The 15,225-nt window shown below is 70.5% G+C and carries 14 protein-coding genes; 8 read left to right on the top strand and 6 right to left on the bottom strand.

The window, feature by feature from the left end:
- The 4 genes from efeB to HET64_RS01130 all read left to right on the top strand — a co-directional run.
- Positions 1–1,188: iron uptake transporter deferrochelatase/peroxidase subunit (gene efeB / locus HET64_RS01145; protein ID WP_215101242.1), on the top strand; the 1,188-nt coding region annotated here is incomplete at its 5' end.
- 176 nt (positions 1,189–1,364) lie between these two features.
- The gene (gene pheA / locus HET64_RS01140) at positions 1,365–2,300 is read left to right on the top strand and encodes a prephenate dehydratase (RefSeq protein WP_215101241.1); all 936 of its coding nucleotides are present in this window, start codon (positions 1,365–1,367) and stop codon (positions 2,298–2,300) included.
- A gap of 622 nt (positions 2,301–2,922) precedes the next feature.
- Positions 2,923–4,200, top strand: a complete 1,278-nt coding sequence (gene serS, locus HET64_RS01135; protein WP_215101239.1) for a serine--tRNA ligase — start codon at positions 2,923–2,925, stop codon at positions 4,198–4,200.
- Positions 4,197–5,012: an HAD family hydrolase gene (locus tag HET64_RS01130; RefSeq protein ID WP_215101237.1), complete on the top strand. Its 816-nt coding sequence runs from the start codon at positions 4,197–4,199 to the stop codon at positions 5,010–5,012. The genes serS and HET64_RS01130 overlap by 4 nt, the downstream gene beginning before the upstream one ends.
- A 63-nt stretch (positions 5,013–5,075) precedes the next feature.
- On the opposite strand, the gene HET64_RS01125 is transcribed toward HET64_RS01130, so the two are convergent.
- The 5 genes from HET64_RS01125 to HET64_RS01105 form a co-directional block, all read right to left on the bottom strand.
- Positions 5,076–5,780, bottom strand: a complete 705-nt coding sequence (locus HET64_RS01125) for a hypothetical protein (protein WP_215101231.1) — start codon at positions 5,778–5,780, stop codon at positions 5,076–5,078.
- A gap of 302 nt (positions 5,781–6,082) precedes the next feature.
- Positions 6,083–6,802, bottom strand: a complete 720-nt coding sequence (locus HET64_RS01120) for an ABC transporter permease (RefSeq protein WP_093563338.1) — start codon at positions 6,800–6,802, stop codon at positions 6,083–6,085.
- Positions 6,803–6,832: 30 nt separating this feature from the next.
- On the bottom strand, positions 6,833–7,744 hold the full coding sequence (locus tag HET64_RS01115; protein ID WP_215101229.1) for an ABC transporter ATP-binding protein: 912 nt from the start codon (positions 7,742–7,744) through the stop codon (positions 6,833–6,835).
- The gene (locus HET64_RS01110) at positions 7,741–8,649 is read right to left on the bottom strand and encodes an ABC transporter permease subunit (protein ID WP_215101227.1); all 909 of its coding nucleotides are present in this window, start codon (positions 8,647–8,649) and stop codon (positions 7,741–7,743) included. The genes HET64_RS01115 and HET64_RS01110 overlap by 4 nt, the downstream gene beginning before the upstream one ends.
- Entirely contained in the window at positions 8,639–9,643 is a 1,005-nt protein-coding gene (locus HET64_RS01105; RefSeq protein WP_215101254.1) for an ABC transporter ATP-binding protein, read from the bottom strand. The genes HET64_RS01110 and HET64_RS01105 overlap by 11 nt, the downstream gene beginning before the upstream one ends.
- Positions 9,644–10,004: 361 nt before the next feature.
- Here HET64_RS01105 and HET64_RS01100 point away from each other — a divergent pair, with 361 nt between their 5' ends.
- The 4 genes from HET64_RS01100 (at position 10,005) to HET64_RS01085 (ending at position 14,337) form a co-directional block, all read left to right on the top strand.
- Positions 10,005–10,856, top strand: coding sequence for a M24 family metallopeptidase (locus HET64_RS01100; RefSeq protein ID WP_215101225.1), 852 nt, complete (start codon positions 10,005–10,007; stop codon positions 10,854–10,856).
- Positions 10,853–12,622: an SDR family oxidoreductase gene (locus HET64_RS01095; protein ID WP_215101223.1), complete on the top strand. Its 1,770-nt coding sequence runs from the start codon at positions 10,853–10,855 to the stop codon at positions 12,620–12,622. Before HET64_RS01100 ends, HET64_RS01095 begins: the two co-directional genes overlap by 4 nt.
- Positions 12,619–13,566, top strand: a complete 948-nt coding sequence (locus tag HET64_RS01090) for a MerR family transcriptional regulator (protein WP_215101221.1) — start codon at positions 12,619–12,621, stop codon at positions 13,564–13,566. The genes HET64_RS01095 and HET64_RS01090 overlap by 4 nt, the downstream gene beginning before the upstream one ends.
- Positions 13,567–13,773: 207 nt before the next feature.
- The gene (locus HET64_RS01085; RefSeq protein WP_215101219.1) at positions 13,774–14,337 is read left to right on the top strand and encodes an RNA 2'-phosphotransferase; all 564 of its coding nucleotides are present in this window, start codon (positions 13,774–13,776) and stop codon (positions 14,335–14,337) included.
- Positions 14,338–14,358: 21 nt separating this feature from the next.
- On the opposite strand, the gene HET64_RS01080 is transcribed toward HET64_RS01085, so the two are convergent.
- Positions 14,359–15,126 carry a hypothetical protein gene (locus HET64_RS01080; protein WP_215101217.1) on the bottom strand — a complete coding sequence of 256 codons (768 nt, stop codon included), beginning with the start codon at positions 15,124–15,126 and terminating at the stop codon, positions 14,359–14,361.
- Positions 15,127–15,225 lie beyond the last annotated feature (99 nt).

The following is a 15,225-nucleotide window of genomic DNA, read 5'->3' as shown; positions in this document are numbered from 1 at the left end:
GTGCTGGGGGCCGGGGGCGGGGCCGCCGGGTACGCCGCCACCCGCCCCGAGGAGAGCGCCGCGCTGACGACCGTCGGGGCGACCGAGGCGATGTTTCACGGGAAACATCAACCGGGGATCACCGCTCCGCTTCAGGCCCGGGGCCATCTCGTCTCCTTCGACCTGGCGGCGGGCGCCGGGCGCAAGGAGGCGGCGGCTCTGCTGCGGCGCTGGTCCGCGGTGGCGAAGGAGCTGATGGCGGGCCGCCCCGCCGCGGGCGGGCCGGACGGCCCCGGGCACGACACCGGGATCGCCCTGGACGCGGGGCCGTCGTCCCTGACCGTCACCTTCGGCTTCGGCCGCACGTTCTTCGCGCGCACCGGTCTGACCGCCCGCCTGCCCACCGCGCTCGACCCGCTGCCCGCGTTCTCCGCCGACGCCCTCGACGCCGAGCGGTCGAACGGCGACCTGTGGGCGCAGATCGGCGCGGACGACGCGCTGGTCGCCTTCCACGCGCTGCGGGCCCTCCAGAAGGAGGCCGCGGGCACGGCACGGGTGCGGTGGCAGATGAACGGCTTCAACCGCACCCCCGGCGCGACCGCCCGCCCGATGACCGCCCGCAATCTGATGGGCCAGATCGACGGGACCGGAAACCCGAAGCAGGACGACGAGGACTTCGACCGGCGCGTCTTCGTCCCCGCCTCCCCCGGGAAGCCGCAGGAGTGGATGGAGGGCGGTTCGTACGCCGTCGTCCGCCGGATCAGGATGCTCCTGGACGACTGGGAGAAGCTTCCGGTGGATCACCAGGAGCGGGTCATCGGACGGCGCAAGGCGGACGGGGCGCCCCTGAGCGGGGGCACCGAGACCACGGAGATGGACCTCGACAAGGCGGGCCCGGACGGCAGGCTCGTGATCCCCGACAACGCCCACGCCCGGATCTCCTCGCCCGACAAGAACGGCGGGGCCGCCATGCTGCGCCGCCCGTTCTCGTACCACGACGGTATCGCGGAGGACGGCGCTCCGGACGCCGGGCTGCTGTTCGTCTGCTGGCAGGCGGACCCGTTCCGGGGCTTCGTGCCGGTGCAGCGCAAGCTCGACCGGGGCGACGCGCTGTCGCCGTTCCTCCGGCACGAGGCGAGCGGGGTGTTCGCGGTCCCGGGCGGGGCGGCGGAGGGCGAGTACGTGGGACAGCGGCTGCTGGAGTCGTAGGGGCGCCCCGCTCCGCCCTTGTCCCGTCCCCGCTCCGGCCTGGCTCGGGCCCCGCTCCGGCCTGGCTCGGGCCCCGCTCCGGCCGGGAAGCGCGCGTGGCGTGGTCTTTCCGCGCCCTCCCCGACCGCATTCTGAGACAGCGCGGCGGGCCTCGCGGGGCGCACTAGGGTGACCGTATGTCAGCCACGCGCTACGCCTATCTCGGTCCCGAAGGCACCTTCACCGAGGTCGCCCTCCGTACGCTCCCGGAAGCCGCCACCCGGGAACTCGTCCCGATGGTGTCCGTGCCGGCCGCCCTGGACGCCGTGCGCGGCGGCGAGGCGGCGGCGGCGCTCGTGCCGATCGAGAACTCCGTCGAGGGCGGCATCACCGCGACGCTGGACGAGCTGGCCGGCGGAGAACCGCTGATGATCTACCGCGAGGTGCTGCTCTCCATCACCTTCGCGCTGCTGGTACGGCCCGGGACCAAGCTGTCGGACATCAAGACGGTCACCGCGCACCCGGCCGCCCAGCCGCAGGTGCGCAACTGGATGGCGACCCACCTCCCGGGGGCTCTGTGGGAGTCGGCGGCGTCCAACGCGGACGGGGCCCGGCTGGTCCAGGAGGGACGGTACGACGCCGCGTTCGCCGGGGAGTTCGCCGCCGTGACCTACGGCCTGGAGCCCCTGGTGACGGAGATCCACGACGCGGAGAACGCCCAGACGCGCTTCGTCCTGGTGGGCCGGCCCGCCCGGCCCTCCGCACCGACCGGCGCGGACAAGACCTCCGTGGTGATCTGGCTGGGCGACGACCATCCCGGCGCCCTCCTCGAGCTGCTCCAGGAGTTCGCGGTGCGCGGCGTCAACCTGATGCTGATCCAGTCGCGCCCGACCGGCGAGGGCATCGGCAACTACTGCTTCGCCGTGGACGCCGAGGGACACATCGCGGACCGGCGGGTCGGGGAGGCCCTGATGGGGCTGAAGCGGATCAGCCCGAAGGTGCGGTTCCTCGGCTCGTACCCGCGGGCGGGCGTCTCCCCGGACGAGGTGGGGCCGCTGCGGGCGGGCACGTCGGACACGGCGTTCACGGAAGCATCCGACTGGCTGGCGCGCAGCCAGGACGGCCGGATCTGACAGGAGGCGGGCGAAGCCCCGGTGCGCAGGCTCCCGGGGCGGCCTCCTCGCGCGCTCCGCAGCGGTGCGATCTACAGATAGTCACGCACTCCGGAGAGTTATCCACAGGAAGGCTCTCGGCCTGGGGACAAGTCGACACCGCAATGCGACATCGTCGACAAATCAACCCAGCCACCCCAGGGCCGTCCACAGAGCCATGAGGCGGCACGAGGCGCCCGTGTCGCCCCAATTCTCTTGATCAACTCTTTAAGGCGACGAATTCCCACCCAAACGAGCACGCGGAACGGGTTTGAGTGGGGCTTACGCAGAGCTTCGTCCGAGTTCCAGGGCAAATACCCTCCGGCGTCCACAGAACTTCCACACAGCCTGTGGATAACTATTTCGACATGGAGCCCCCTGTGGACAACGGCGACCGACACGTCCCCAACTCCCGCCCCACTCACGGCGGATACGTCAAGGCGGACCACGCCTTCTGCCCTGTTCAGGGGAGCTAACCACCGTTATTGACCCCCCATCCTCACCCCTCTCCCCCCAGAAATATCAATTCCGGCAATTCGGTCAAAGTGACACGCTAGGCAATATCGGTTCCCGTGCGAGAACCGCGCACCGGTAGCCTGGAGGGGTGATTGACCTTCGCCTGCTCCGTGAGGACCCCGACCGTGTTCGCGCCTCCCAGCGCGCCCGTGGAGAGGACGTCGGCCTCGTCGACGCCCTGCTCTCCGCCGACGAGCTGCGCAGGTCGTCCGGCGTCCGCTTCGACGAACTCCGTGCCGAACAGCGGTCCCTCGGCAAGCTGATCCCCAAGGCCACCCCCGAGGAGCGCACCGAGCTCCTCAAGAAGGCCGAACAGCTCAAGGCCGGCGTCAAGGCGGCCGACGCCGCCCAGGACGAGGCCGCCGCGGACGCCAAGCGGCTCCTGCTCCAGCTCGGCAACATCGTCCACGAGGACGTGCCGGTCGGCGGCGAGGAGGACTTCGTCGTCCTGGAGACCCACGGCACCATCCGGGACTTCGGCGCCGAGGGCTTCGAGCCCAAGGACCACCTGGAGATCGGCGAGGCGCTCGGCGCCATCGACATGGAGCGCGGGGCCAAGGTCTCCGGCTCGCGGTTCTACTACCTCACGGGCATCGGCGCGCTCCTGGAGCTCGCCCTCGTCAACGCGGCGATCGCGCAGGCCACCGAGGCCGGCTTCATCCCGATGCTCACCCCGGCGCTGGTCCGCCCCCGCGCCATGGAGGGCACCGGCTTCCTCGGCCAGGCCTCGGAGAACGTGTACCACCTGGAGAAGGACGACTACTACCTGGTCGGCACCTCCGAGGTCCCCCTCGCCGCGTACCACATGGACGAGATCATCGACGCCGACAAGCTGCCCCTGCGGTACGCCGGGTTCTCCCCGTGCTTCCGCCGTGAGGCCGGCACGTACGGCAAGGACACCCGCGGCATCTTCCGCGTCCACCAGTTCGACAAGGTCGAGATGTTCTCGTACGTCGACCCCGCGGACGCCGAGGCCGAGCACCGCAGGCTCCTGGACTGGGAGAAGCAGTGGCTCACCGCCCTCGAACTGCCCTTCCAGGTGATCGACGTCGCCACCGGTGACCTCGGCTCCTCCGCCTCGCGCAAGTTCGACTGCGAGGCGTGGATCCCGACCCAGGGCAAGTACCGCGAGCTCACCTCCGCGTCCAACTGCGACGGCTTCCAGGCCCGCCGCCTGTCCGTCCGGATGCGCGAGGGCAAGAAGGTCCAGCCGCTGGCCACGCTGAACGGCACACTCTGCGCCGTACCGCGCACGATCGTGGCGATCCTGGAGAACCACCAGCTTCCCGACGGTTCGGTCCGGGTGCCCGAGATGCTCCGTCCGTACCTGGGCGGGCGCGAGGTCCTGGAACCGGTCGCCAAGTGACCTTCCCCTACAAGCTCGTCGCGACCGACCTCGACGGCACACTGCTGCGCGGGGACGACACGGTCTCGGAGCGCACCCGCGAGGCTCTGGCCGCCGCCACCGCGGCCGGCGCCGCGCACATCATCGTCACCGGGCGTGCGGTCCCCTGGACCCGGCACATCCTGGACGACCTCGGTTACGAGGGGCTCGCGGTCTGCGGTCAGGGCGCGCAGGTCTACCACGCGGGCGAGCACAAGCTGCTGACCTCGCTGACCCTGGACCGGCAGCTCGCCGGTCTCGCGCTGTCCAAGATCGAGGCGGAGGTCGGTCCGCTGCACCTGGCGGCCAGCCGCGACGGACTGGACGGCGAGGTGCTGGTGGGCCCCGGCTACCAGGTGCAGGAGGGGCCGCTCCCGTACCTCTTCGTGGACGACGCCACCGAGATGTGGACCGCCCCGCTCAACAAGGTCTACATACAGCACCCGGAGCTGGACGACGACGCGCTCGCCTTCGCCGCGCGGGCGGCGGTCGGCAGCCTGGTCGACGTGGTCATGGCCGGGGCAGGCGTGGTCGAGATCCTGCCGCTGGGCCTGAGCAAGGCGACCGGCCTCTCGCTGGCCGCCCGCCGGCTCGGCGTGAAGGCGGCCGACACGATCGCCTTCGGCGACATGCCGAACGACATCCCGATGTTCGGCTGGGCCCACCACGGCGTGGCCATGGCCAACGCCCACGACGACCTGAAGGCCGTCGCCCACGAGATCACGGCGTCCAACGATGACGACGGCATCGCGGTGGTGCTGGAGGAACTGCTCCGCTCGGCGCCCGTTCAGTAGGACCTTCACCTGGCAGCGTGACAGCGGCCCGGCACCGTTTCCCACGGTGCCGGGCCGCCGTTCTCAGCGTTGCCCGCGCTGCCCGCTACGGCGGCGCAGATCCTTCAGCTGCCGGGCGAAACCGTCCAGCCGCCCGTCCAGCCGCACGACGTCCTGCCGCACGTCCGTCAGCCGCAGGCTCATCTTCCCGATCACCTGGTGCGTCATCTCCACCTTGCGGTCGAGACTGTCGAGCCGCTCCGACATCCGCACCAGCACCGGCCCGAGCTCCTGCAGCGCACTGCCGACTCCGGTGAGGCAGCTCTCGATCCGGGTGACGCGCTGATCGAGGGAGGCGTACCGGGTGCGCAGCGACTCCTCGGCGTCGAGGAGATACGTACGCACGCAGCGGGCGATGTAGCTGTCGCGAAGAAGCATGGCGACGTTGAGGACGGTGCGGCGGGTGTAGAGCCGCAGCTGCGTGGCCGCCTGTGGATAACTCCCCACCCCTTCGCGGGCCCATAACGACATCATGTCGCTATGGAAGGACTGCAGGTCAGCGCCGCGCAGCACGCGGAGTCCGCTCTCGGTCAACTCCTCCTGGTGCCGATCCGTCAGCCTTTTGACCGCACCTGTGGATACTTCGAAGTAACGAGCCACGCCCTCTGTGCGAACGTGAATTCCGTCCGGGAGCATGACCAGGCTCCTCACCTTGTCGAGGACGTCGACGCGCCCCATCTGTTCCCCGCGCAGCGCGCGCGATTCGAGCAGGGCGACTTCCGTGGGCATGGGTGTGCCTTTCGTGCGAGGGAATGACGAGGGCGGCCCACACCCCGGGCTTCAGGGGTGGAGGACGCTCACGGTTGCCACTCACTCGATGACCGGTCCGGTGGGCTGAGCCTCACACGGTGCCGGCATTCCCCAATTTCACGATCGCTACGACGCCACGGATTCCAGTTGCCTCCACGCATCCTGACCAACGACCCGACAAACGTACGGTCACGCGCACGCCTGTCCGCTCATACGACGACCCCCGCCCAGGTCCGGAAGGGCGGGGGTCGTCGAAGCGCACGGGGCTCAGGCCGGAAGGCTCACTCCTCGCCCGCCAGCTTCAGCGCGCGCAGCTTCTGGCCCGCGTACCAGGTGGCGGCGACCGTGACCGCGACCAGCAGGACCGTGGCGAGCGGCAGGCCGACGTCCGAGGTCACCGCGCCGTCGCCCGCGACCTTCTGGGCGACCGCCAGCGACCACTGCTGGACGCTGAGCGTCCGCGCGCCGGGCACCAGGCTGCCGAACAGGGCCTCCCAGACCAGCGCGTAGACCAGGCCGAGGACGACCGCGTGCCGGCTGACCGTGCCGAGCAGCAGGAACAGGGCGCTGTACGCGATCGAGGCGACCAGCGCCGCGATCGTGTAGGCGACGGCGACCTGCTGGCCGTTGCCGTTGAGGATCAGGCCCGCGAGAAGCGTCGGCAGGGCGGAGAACACCATGGTCACCGCGATGGCCACGATCAGCTTGGTGAAGATGATCGTCGGCCGCTTCACGGGCTTGGCGAGCAGGTAGACGATCGAGCCGTCGTCGATCTCGGGGCCGATCGCCCCGGTGCCCGCGATCACGCCGATCAGCGGCACCATCGTGGCGATGGCGAAACCGCCGAGGACGTCCGAGGCGATCTGGTCATCGGCTCCGGCGAACATGCGCACGGCCGCGGCGATGACCAGCAGCAGTGCGGGCAGGACGAACAGGATGGCGGCCCGGCGCCGGCCGAGCAGGGCCCGGTAGGTGAGCCGGGCGACTGTGGGGTCGTACATGACGGTGCACAGCTCCTTTCAGGCCACTACTCAGGCCGCTACGAGGTAGGAAAAGACCGATTCGAGGGACTCGTCGGACGGTGAGACGGTGAGCAGCCGGATGCCCTGCTCACGGGCCACCCTCGGCAGCAGTTCGGTGAACCGCCCGAAGTCGACGGCCTGGACGCGCAGCGCCTTCTCGGTCACATCCACCTCGATGCCCGCCGTGGACGGGTCGGCGATGAGCGCGGCCGCGAGGGCCCGGTCGTCGCTGGAACGCACCAGATAGCGGTGCGGGCGGTCCGTCATCAGCCGGCGGATCTTCCGGAAGTCGCCGGACGCGGCGTGCCGGCCGGCCACGATCACCTCGATGTGCGAGGCCAACTGCTCGACCTCTTCGAGGATGTGGGAGGAGAAGAGGACCGTGCGTCCCTCGTCCCCCATCCGCCGCAGCAGTTCCATCAGCTGCATCCGCTGGCGCGGGTCCATCCCGTTGAACGGCTCGTCCAGGAGCAGCACCGAGGGCTCGTGGACCAGCGCGGAAGCCATCTTCACGCGCTGGCGCATGCCCTTGCTGTACGTGGAGATCTTGCGGTCCTGCGCGTACTCCATCTGGACCGTGGCGAGCGCCTTCTGCGCCTCGGCCCCGCCCAGGCCCTGGAGTTCGGCGTTGGCGACGACGAATTCCTTGCCGGTGAGGAAGTCGTACATCCCCTCCCGCTCCGGCACGATGCCGATCTTCTTGTAGACGTCCTCGTTGCGCCAGATCGGCCGGCCGTCGAGCGTGACCTTCCCCGTCGAGGGGGCGAGGAATCCGCCCATCATGTTGATGAGGGTGGACTTTCCGGCGCCGTTCGGGCCGAGAAGTCCGGTGACGCCGGGCCCCACGGTCATGGAGACGTCGTTGACGGCGACCACGTTGCCGAACCAGCGCGAGGTGTGGTCGATCTCGATGGTGGTCACAGCCCGACCCTCCGGTAGCGGCGCATCAGAACGGCGTACGAGCCGGCGACGAGCGCGAGAACAACGAACAGATAGACCACGCCGGTGCCGGTGCCCGGGCCTTCCCCTCCGGGGAAGGCGGAGGAGGCGCCGAGGAACGCGGTCTGGACGCCGTCGATCAGCGTGATCGGCGAGAAGAGGCCGAGCCACTGCACGGCCCCTTCCGACCCGGTCTCCCAGGCGATGGCCTGGACCGTGGAGACGGCGCCGTAGGTGATGGTCAGGAGGGCGATCACCGCGGCGACGCCGAATCCGCGACGCGGGGTCAGGGCGGCCATCACGAGGCCGAGGCCGGCGAACAGCACGGACAGCAGCGCCACCGACACCAGTCCCTGGCCGAACCACTTGGTCTGATCGGCGAAGTCGAACTTCGCGAGCAGAGAGCCCACATAGAGGACGAGCAGCGGCGCGCCGGTGAGGATGAAGAGCGCGGCGGCGGTGGCGGCGAACTTCGCCACCACGTAGTCGGCGCGTTCGATCGGCCGCGAGAAGTACAGGGGGACGCTCTTGAACCGGAGGTCCCTGGATACCGCCTGCGGCGCCTGGGCGGCGATGAACAGGCCGATGACGGCCTGGAGGTAGATCGCGTACGCGGTGTACTTGACCACCAGCTTGCTGGCGTCCGGGGCGGCCATGGAGACCGCCACCAGGATCGCCGCGACCAGCGCCATCACGCCGAACAGCAGCATGGGCAGCACCTTGGACTTGGCGGAACGGCCCAGTCCGAAGGAGCCCCGCAGGGTCTGCGAGAACAGGGAGCGGCGGGCGTAGGCCCGGCCGAGCCGCGGTCCGTCGTAGGAGCGGTAGCCGATGTTGTGGATCCGGGAGGCGTCGCGCCCGGCCGCGGTCCCGGTCTCAGTGCTCATCGCGACCGCTTCCCTTCTGCTGTACGGCCCCGGCGGTGGCGGCCGCGGCCGGGACGGCGGTGCTGTGCGCCCCGCCCTGTTCGGTACGGAAGACCTCGGCGATGTGGTGGCGGCGCTGTTCCATGCGGACCAGGCCGAGCCCGAGCCCGGCGACGCTGTCGCGGACCAGGTCGTACGTGTCCTCGCCGGCCGCCTCGATCAGCAGGATGTGGCCCGCGCCCGGCAGCCCCTCCGTGTCGATCCCGTCGTGGCCGATGAGGGTGACCCCGGCGTCGGTGAGGATCTTGCGCAGCGCGCCGGTGCCGTCGGGGTGGGTGTCGCTGTCGGTCACCTCGACCGCGAGGGTCGCGGTGGTCTGCGTGAAGTCGCTGGTGGAGCTGGAGCGCAGGAGCGTGCCGCCGTCGATGACGACGACGTGGTCGCAGGTGCGTTCCAGTTCGCCCAGGAGGTGCGAGGTCACCAGCACGGAGATGCCGAAGTCGGTGTGGATCCGGCGGATCAGGCCGAGCATCTCGTCGCGGCCGACCGGGTCCAGGCCGTTGGTCGGCTCGTCGAGGAGGACCAACTGGGGGTCGTGGACGAGGGCCTGGGCCAGCTTGACCCGCTGCTTCATGCCGGTCGAGTAGCCGCCTATGGGGCGGTAGCGCTCCTCGTAGAGGCCGACGTGGCGCAGGGTGTCGGCCGTGCGCTCACGGGCCGCCGTGGGCGGCAGCCCCGACATGCGGGCCATGTGCACGACGAACTCGGTCGCCGAGACATCGGGCGGCAGGCAGTCGTGCTCGGGCATGTACCCCACCCGTTCCCGGATGGCGGCGCCGCTGGTCGCGACGTCGAGCCCGAGCACTGCGGCCCGGCCTTCGGTGGCGGGGGAAAGACCCAGCAGGATCTTGATCAGTGTGGACTTGCCGGCTCCGTTGGAACCCACCAGACCGGTCACACCCGGTCCGATGTCCAACGTGAGCCGGTCAAGCGCGGTCACCCGGGGGAACCGCATGCTCAGGGCTTCGGTAGCGATAACGGCTGTCACGGAAACGACGTTAGTGGCGCGGGCCACAGGGGTCGTCAGCCCTGATGGCTGGATCCGCGTCAGACTCCAGGCGTACGCGCCCGTAGGGGGACCCCGCGAAGGACGAGGCCCGGACTCCGGGGCGGGCGGCGGCGGTGCGGGGTTTCCGCGGATGGGGGCCGTGCGGGGTTCCCACCGGCGGTGGCGGAGTTTTCCACAGACGCGGCGCCCGGCGCCCGTGCTTGTCCACAGGACACGCAGCCCCCTTGACGCAGCCGCCGGACATTGTCACATTCATCAGTGTCACGTTACGGACGCGTACCGCACACGGCAGGGAACGGACGGTGGCATGACCGCGGCAGTGCAGCACGACATCACCCCGGAGTTGCGGGGGTTCAGGGAAGTCCAGCGCCTGGCCTATGCCTGCGCGGAGGCGGTCGCCGGTCAGCTGCGGTCGGGGGTGACCGAGCGCGAAGCGGCCCGGATGCAGCGCACGTGGCTGCGCGAGCGCGGCGTGCGCGACTGGTTCCACCTCCCCTTCGCCTGGTTCGGGGACCGCACCGCTTTCGTCGGCTTCAAGGTGCCGCTGCAGTTCTTCCCGACCGACCGGAGGCTGGAGCCGGGGATGCCGTTCATCCTCGACATGGCCCCGGTGTACAAGGGCTTCACCGCCGATGTCGGGTATGCGGGGTGCCTCGGCCTCAATCCCCTGCACGACAGACTGCTGGCCGATCTGGAGGCCCACCGGGAGCTGATCCTGCGGGAGGTGCGCGAGCGCCGTTCGCTGCGCGAGATATACGAGGACGTCGAGCGCCTCATGACCGCGCAGGGATACGCGAACAGGCACCGGGCCTACCCCTTCGGCGTGATCGCCCACAAGATCGACCGCGTCGCCGAACGGCGGTGGTCGCCGCAGGTGTTCGGCTTCGGCACCCAGGCCCTCAAGGGACTGGTGAGCGACGCCCTGCACGGTCACCGGGCCGGCTGGTCGCCGCTGTGGAGCCCCTACCGCTTCTCCGACCACCCGCCGCAGCCGGGCCTGTGGGCGGTGGAGCCCCACCTCGGATTCCGGGGTACGGGCGCGAAGTTCGAGGAGATCCTGGTCGTCACCGACTCCAAGGACCCCGAGCAGAGCGCCTTCTGGCTGGACGACGATCTGCCGCATGTGCGGCGCTGGGCCGAGGAGAAGGTGGCGGCGTGAATCTGTCTCAGGCGCGTGAGCGACGCGTGGTCACGGGAGGCGTCGAGCTGTGCGTCGCCGAACTGGGCGACGCGGGCCGGCCGACCGTGGTGCTGGTCCACGGTTATCCGGACAGCAAGGAGGTCTGGTCGGACGTCGCCGTCCGGCTGGCCGAGCACTGGCACGTGGTGCTGTACGACGTGCGGGGCCACGGCAGGTCCACCGCCCCGAAGCCGCTGCGCGGCGGCTTCACCCTGGAGAAGCTGACCGACGACTTCCTTGCCGTGATCGACACGGTCAGCCCGGACCGGCCGGTGCACCTGGTCGGTCACGACTGGGGTTCCGTCCAGGCCTGGGAGTTCGTCACGGTCGGCAGGACCGAGGGCCGGATCGCCTCCTTCACCTCGATGTCCGGTCCGTCCCTGGACCACTTCGGACACTGGATCAAGCGCCGGATGACCCGCCCCACCCCGCGCCGGGTCGGCCAGTTGCTCGGCCAGGGCGCGAAATCCTGGTACGTGTACATGCTCCACACCCCGGTCCTGCCGGAGCTCGCCTGGCGCGGCCCGCTCGGGAAGCGGTGGCCCCGGATCCTGGAGCGCATGGAGAAGGTGCCCGCAGGCGACTACCCCACCGCCTCCCTGCCGGACGACGCGGCGCACGGCGCCTGGCTCTACCGCGACAACGTCCGCGCCCGGCTCAGCAGGCCCCGCGCGGACGCCTACGCCCACGCCCCTGTCCAGTTGATCACGCCGACCGGGGACTCGTTCCTCTCCGAGCGGCTCTACGACGGGCTGGAGGACTGGGTCCCCACGCTGGTGCGCCGCTCGCTTCCGGCCAAGCACTGGGTGCCCCGCACCCGACCGGACCAGCTGGCCTCCTGGGTCGACGAGTTCGTCACCGCGAACGAGTCCGCCGGACGGGAGGGCGCGCCCGCACAGCCGACGGCACAGGGCCCCTACGCGCAGCGGTTCGGCGGTCAGCTGGTCCTGGTGACGGGCGCGGCCTCCGGGATCGGGCGGGCCACCGCGTTCGCGTTCGCCGAGGCGGGCGCCCGGATCGTGGCCGTGGACCGGGACGCGGAGGGCGCAGCCCGGACCGCGGAGATGGCGCGGCTGATCGGGGCGCCCGCCGCCTGGGGCGAGGCGGTCGACGTCAGCGACGAGGCCGCGATGGAGAAGCTCGCCGCCCGGGTCGCCACCGAGTACGGCATCGTCGACGTCCTCGTGAACAACGCCGGGATCGGGCTGTCCGGCTCCTTCCTGGAGACCACGAGCGAGGAGTGGAAGAAGGTCCTCGACGTCAATCTGTGGGGGGTCATCCACGGCTGCCGGATCTTCGGCAAGCAGATGGCGGACCGGGGCCAGGGCGGTCACATCGTCAACACGGCGTCGGCCGCGGCCTTCCAGCCCTCGCGGGTGCTGCCCGCGTACAGCACGTCGAAGGCGGCCGTGCTGATGCTGAGCGAATGCCTGCGGGCCGAGCTGGCGGAGAAGTCGATCGGGGTGAGCGCGATATGCCCCGGCATCGTCAACACCAACATCACCGCCACCACGCGTTTCGCGGGGGCCGACGCGGCGGAGGAGGAGCGGCTGCAGAAGCGGACGAGCCGTCTCTACGGGCGGCGCAACTACCCGCCGGAGAAGGTCGCCGACGCCATCCTGCGGGCGGTCGTGCGCAACCAGGCGGTCGTGCCGGTGACGCCGGAGGCGCGCGGCGCGCGGCTGCTGTCCCGGCTGAGTCCCGGGGCCCTGCGTTCCGTCGCCCGGCTGAAGCCCCCGCTGTGACCGGGGCCGGGGCCCGGGCCGCCGAGTACCGGATCGAGGACCTGGCCCACGCCAGCGGGGCCACGGTGCGCACGATCCGCGCCTATCAGGACCGGGGGCTGCTCCCGACGCCCGAGCGGCGCGGACGGGCCAATGTGTACCGGGAGACCCATCTGGCCCGGCTGCGGCAGATCGCGGACCTGCTCGACCGGGGTTACACCCTGGCCAGCATCAAGGAGTTGCTGGAGGCGTGGGACGCGGGACGGGGGCTCGGCGGGGTGCTCGGTCTGGTCGCCGAGGTCCACGGCCCGTGGACGGACGAGGAGGCCGACCGGATCAGCCGCCGGGAGCTGGACGCGAGGTTCGGCGGCCGGCAGGACGACGAGGCCATCGCCGAGGCGGTGGAGCTCGGCGTGCTGGAACGGGTGCCCGGCCGGGACGACGAGTTCCTCGTCCCCAGTCCGCAAGAGCTGGCGGTGGCGGTCGAGTTGTACGGGGCCGGGGTCCCACTGCCCGCGATCTCCGGCCATCTGAGGGAACTTCGCGGCCAGGTGGAGCACATAGCGTCCCGTTTCCTTGAGTTCACCACCGAGCACGTCTTCGCCCGCTATCTCGGCCATCGGCCGCCCACCGACTCCGACGCGGCCGAGGCGGCGTCCCTCGTACGCCGTCTGCGGCCGCTCGCGCAGCAGACGGTGGACGCGGAACTGGCCCGGGCCATGCGAACGTTCGCCACACGCCATCTGCACCACCACCTCGGCGCGGAGGAGACGGCGATCTCCGAAGACGCGACCCGTCCCGTGCTGCTTCCGGCTCGGACAACACGAGCCGTGCAGAAGCTGGTTGGCGCGGAGCAGGTGGCCGCCTTCGTGGCGGCTGCCACCGAACGGGAGCTGCAGGCACGCACCTTGGACGAGCTGACAGCAACTCACCTCAAAAAGGGCGAAATTCATGAAAGCCCCTAAAAAGAAAGAGCGTTGTCCACAGAACTGCCAAACATCCTGTGGATAACTGGAGTTGGCTGTGGATCAAACCTGTCGGAGGAAAAAGGCCGAAGAACCGCGGAAGAACGAAGAGCCGACGAGGTGACAAGGTGACGAGGTGACGAGGTGACGAGGTGACGAGCCGAAATGCGGATGCACGGACGAGCCCGGCACGGGCACTCTGACGCCATGGACGAACGTCGCACCGTCAAGGTGTCCAAGTACCTCTCGAAGCATCTGCGGCATCAGCCGGAACGCATCGGCCTCACCCTCGACGAGAACGGCTGGGTGGCGGTCGAGGAGCTGCTGCGCGCCGCGGCCCGGTGCGGGTTCGCCATCTCCCGCGCCGAGCTCGACCACGTCGTCGCCGCCAACGACAAGCGGCGCTTCACCGTCGACAGCGGCGTCGAGGGCGGCGTCGGCGACCGCATCCGCGCCAATCAGGGCCACACCGTCGCCGTCGACCTGGACCTGCCGCCGGCCGAACCGCCCGCGTACCTCTACCACGGCACGGTCGCCCGGGTGATGGACGCGATCCGGACCGAGGGCCTGCGCCCCATGGCCCGCCACCACGTCCACCTGTCCCCCGACCGGGAAACGGCCACCCGGGTCGGCGCCCGTCGCGGCCGCCCCCTCGTCCTCACCGTGGACGCGGGCGCGATGCACCGCGCCGGCCATGTCTTCCGGGTCAGCGCCAACGGGGTCTGGCTCGCCGACGCCGTACCTCCGCGGTTCCTGCGCCTACGCGGCTGAGAGGCTCCCGAAGCCGAGGTCTCAGGGCTTGTGGTACTTCGCCGTGGCGGGATCGGAGACCCAGGTCGCGCGCGCCGGGTCGATATCGATGGCCGTTCCGTGCTGTGTGCACGCGTCGATCATCGGAGCGAGGAACAGGGTGTCGAAGTCCGCCTGGGTCACCGTGCCGGCGGCGATGGCGGCCGCCATGTAGTTGTGGGCGTTCTCCAGTTGCGCTGAGCGGGGCGTGGTGTTGCCCGAGGCCGTGGTGTTCACGTCGAGGCCGCTGCCCGGGTCGTCGGACCTGTCCTCGGGCCGGGGGCCGACGCGGAAGTTGGCCGGGACGTTCTTGAGCGCCTTGTCGACGTTGGGCGAGGCGAACGCCGCCGGAGCCAGGGGCGCCAGATCCGTCGTGATCTGCTGCACCTGAGCAGAGTCCAGCAGGGCGAGGAACGGCTGGAAGAGCGACTTGGGAATGATGTGGTGCAGCGTGTCCACCAGCGGATCGCCGGGGTGGCCGGCCTTCACCGAAGCGAGCTCGGTGCTCGTCGACCCCAGCTTCCAGTCCTTGGCCTTGGCGCGCTGTACGACCTCGGACCCGCCACAGCCGGTCGGGCCGCACCCGTCACCGTGCTCGTGACGGCTGCGCTGGATCATGGCGGTGACCGCGGCGTTGCCCGTAGTGCCCTGCAGGGCGAGCATCGCCCCGTCCGCGGACGCCCCGCCCCCCGCGGACGCCGCACCGCGTCCGGTGCCGCGCCGCGACCGCGCCAGGGCGTACTCCGTCTCCGATGAAGCCTGTGCGTGCATACGGCCCCTCCTCTGCCGACCACCATGATCAGGGCACGGCGCGACGCCGGAAAGCGCTGCCGGGGCAGAGCCGGGGGCAACGCCGCTTCCCTCCAAGGT

This window comes from Streptomyces sp. McG3 (genome assembly GCF_018619185.1).
In the GTDB taxonomy this organism is placed as follows: Bacteria; Actinomycetota; Actinomycetes; order Streptomycetales; family Streptomycetaceae; genus Streptomyces.
The sequence above is the reverse complement of the archived record's forward strand: the minus strand, read 5'-3'. Positions and strand labels throughout refer to the sequence as shown.

Excerpts from the sequence above, each read along its gene's own strand:
- HET64_RS01125 (WP_215101231.1), bottom strand. The coding sequence starts at position 5,780 with ATGCCCACGGAAGTCGCCCTGCTCGAATCGCGCGCGCTGCGCGGGGAA.
- HET64_RS01080 (WP_215101217.1), bottom strand. The coding sequence starts at position 15,126 with ATGCACGCACAGGCTTCATCGGAGACGGAGTACGCCCTGGCGCGGTCG.
- HET64_RS01085 (WP_215101219.1), top strand. The coding sequence starts at position 13,774 with ATGGACGAACGTCGCACCGTCAAGGTGTCCAAGTACCTCTCGAAGCAT.
- HET64_RS01100 (WP_215101225.1), top strand. The coding sequence starts at position 10,005 with ATGACCGCGGCAGTGCAGCACGACATCACCCCGGAGTTGCGGGGGTTC.
- HET64_RS01105 (WP_215101254.1), bottom strand. The coding sequence starts at position 9,643 with ATGCGGTTCCCCCGGGTGACCGCGCTTGACCGGCTCACGTTGGACATC.
- HET64_RS01110 (WP_215101227.1), bottom strand. The coding sequence starts at position 8,649 with ATGAGCACTGAGACCGGGACCGCGGCCGGGCGCGACGCCTCCCGGATC.
- pheA (WP_215101241.1), top strand. The coding sequence starts at position 1,365 with ATGTCAGCCACGCGCTACGCCTATCTCGGTCCCGAAGGCACCTTCACC.
- HET64_RS01120 (WP_093563338.1), bottom strand. The coding sequence starts at position 6,802 with ATGTACGACCCCACAGTCGCCCGGCTCACCTACCGGGCCCTGCTCGGC.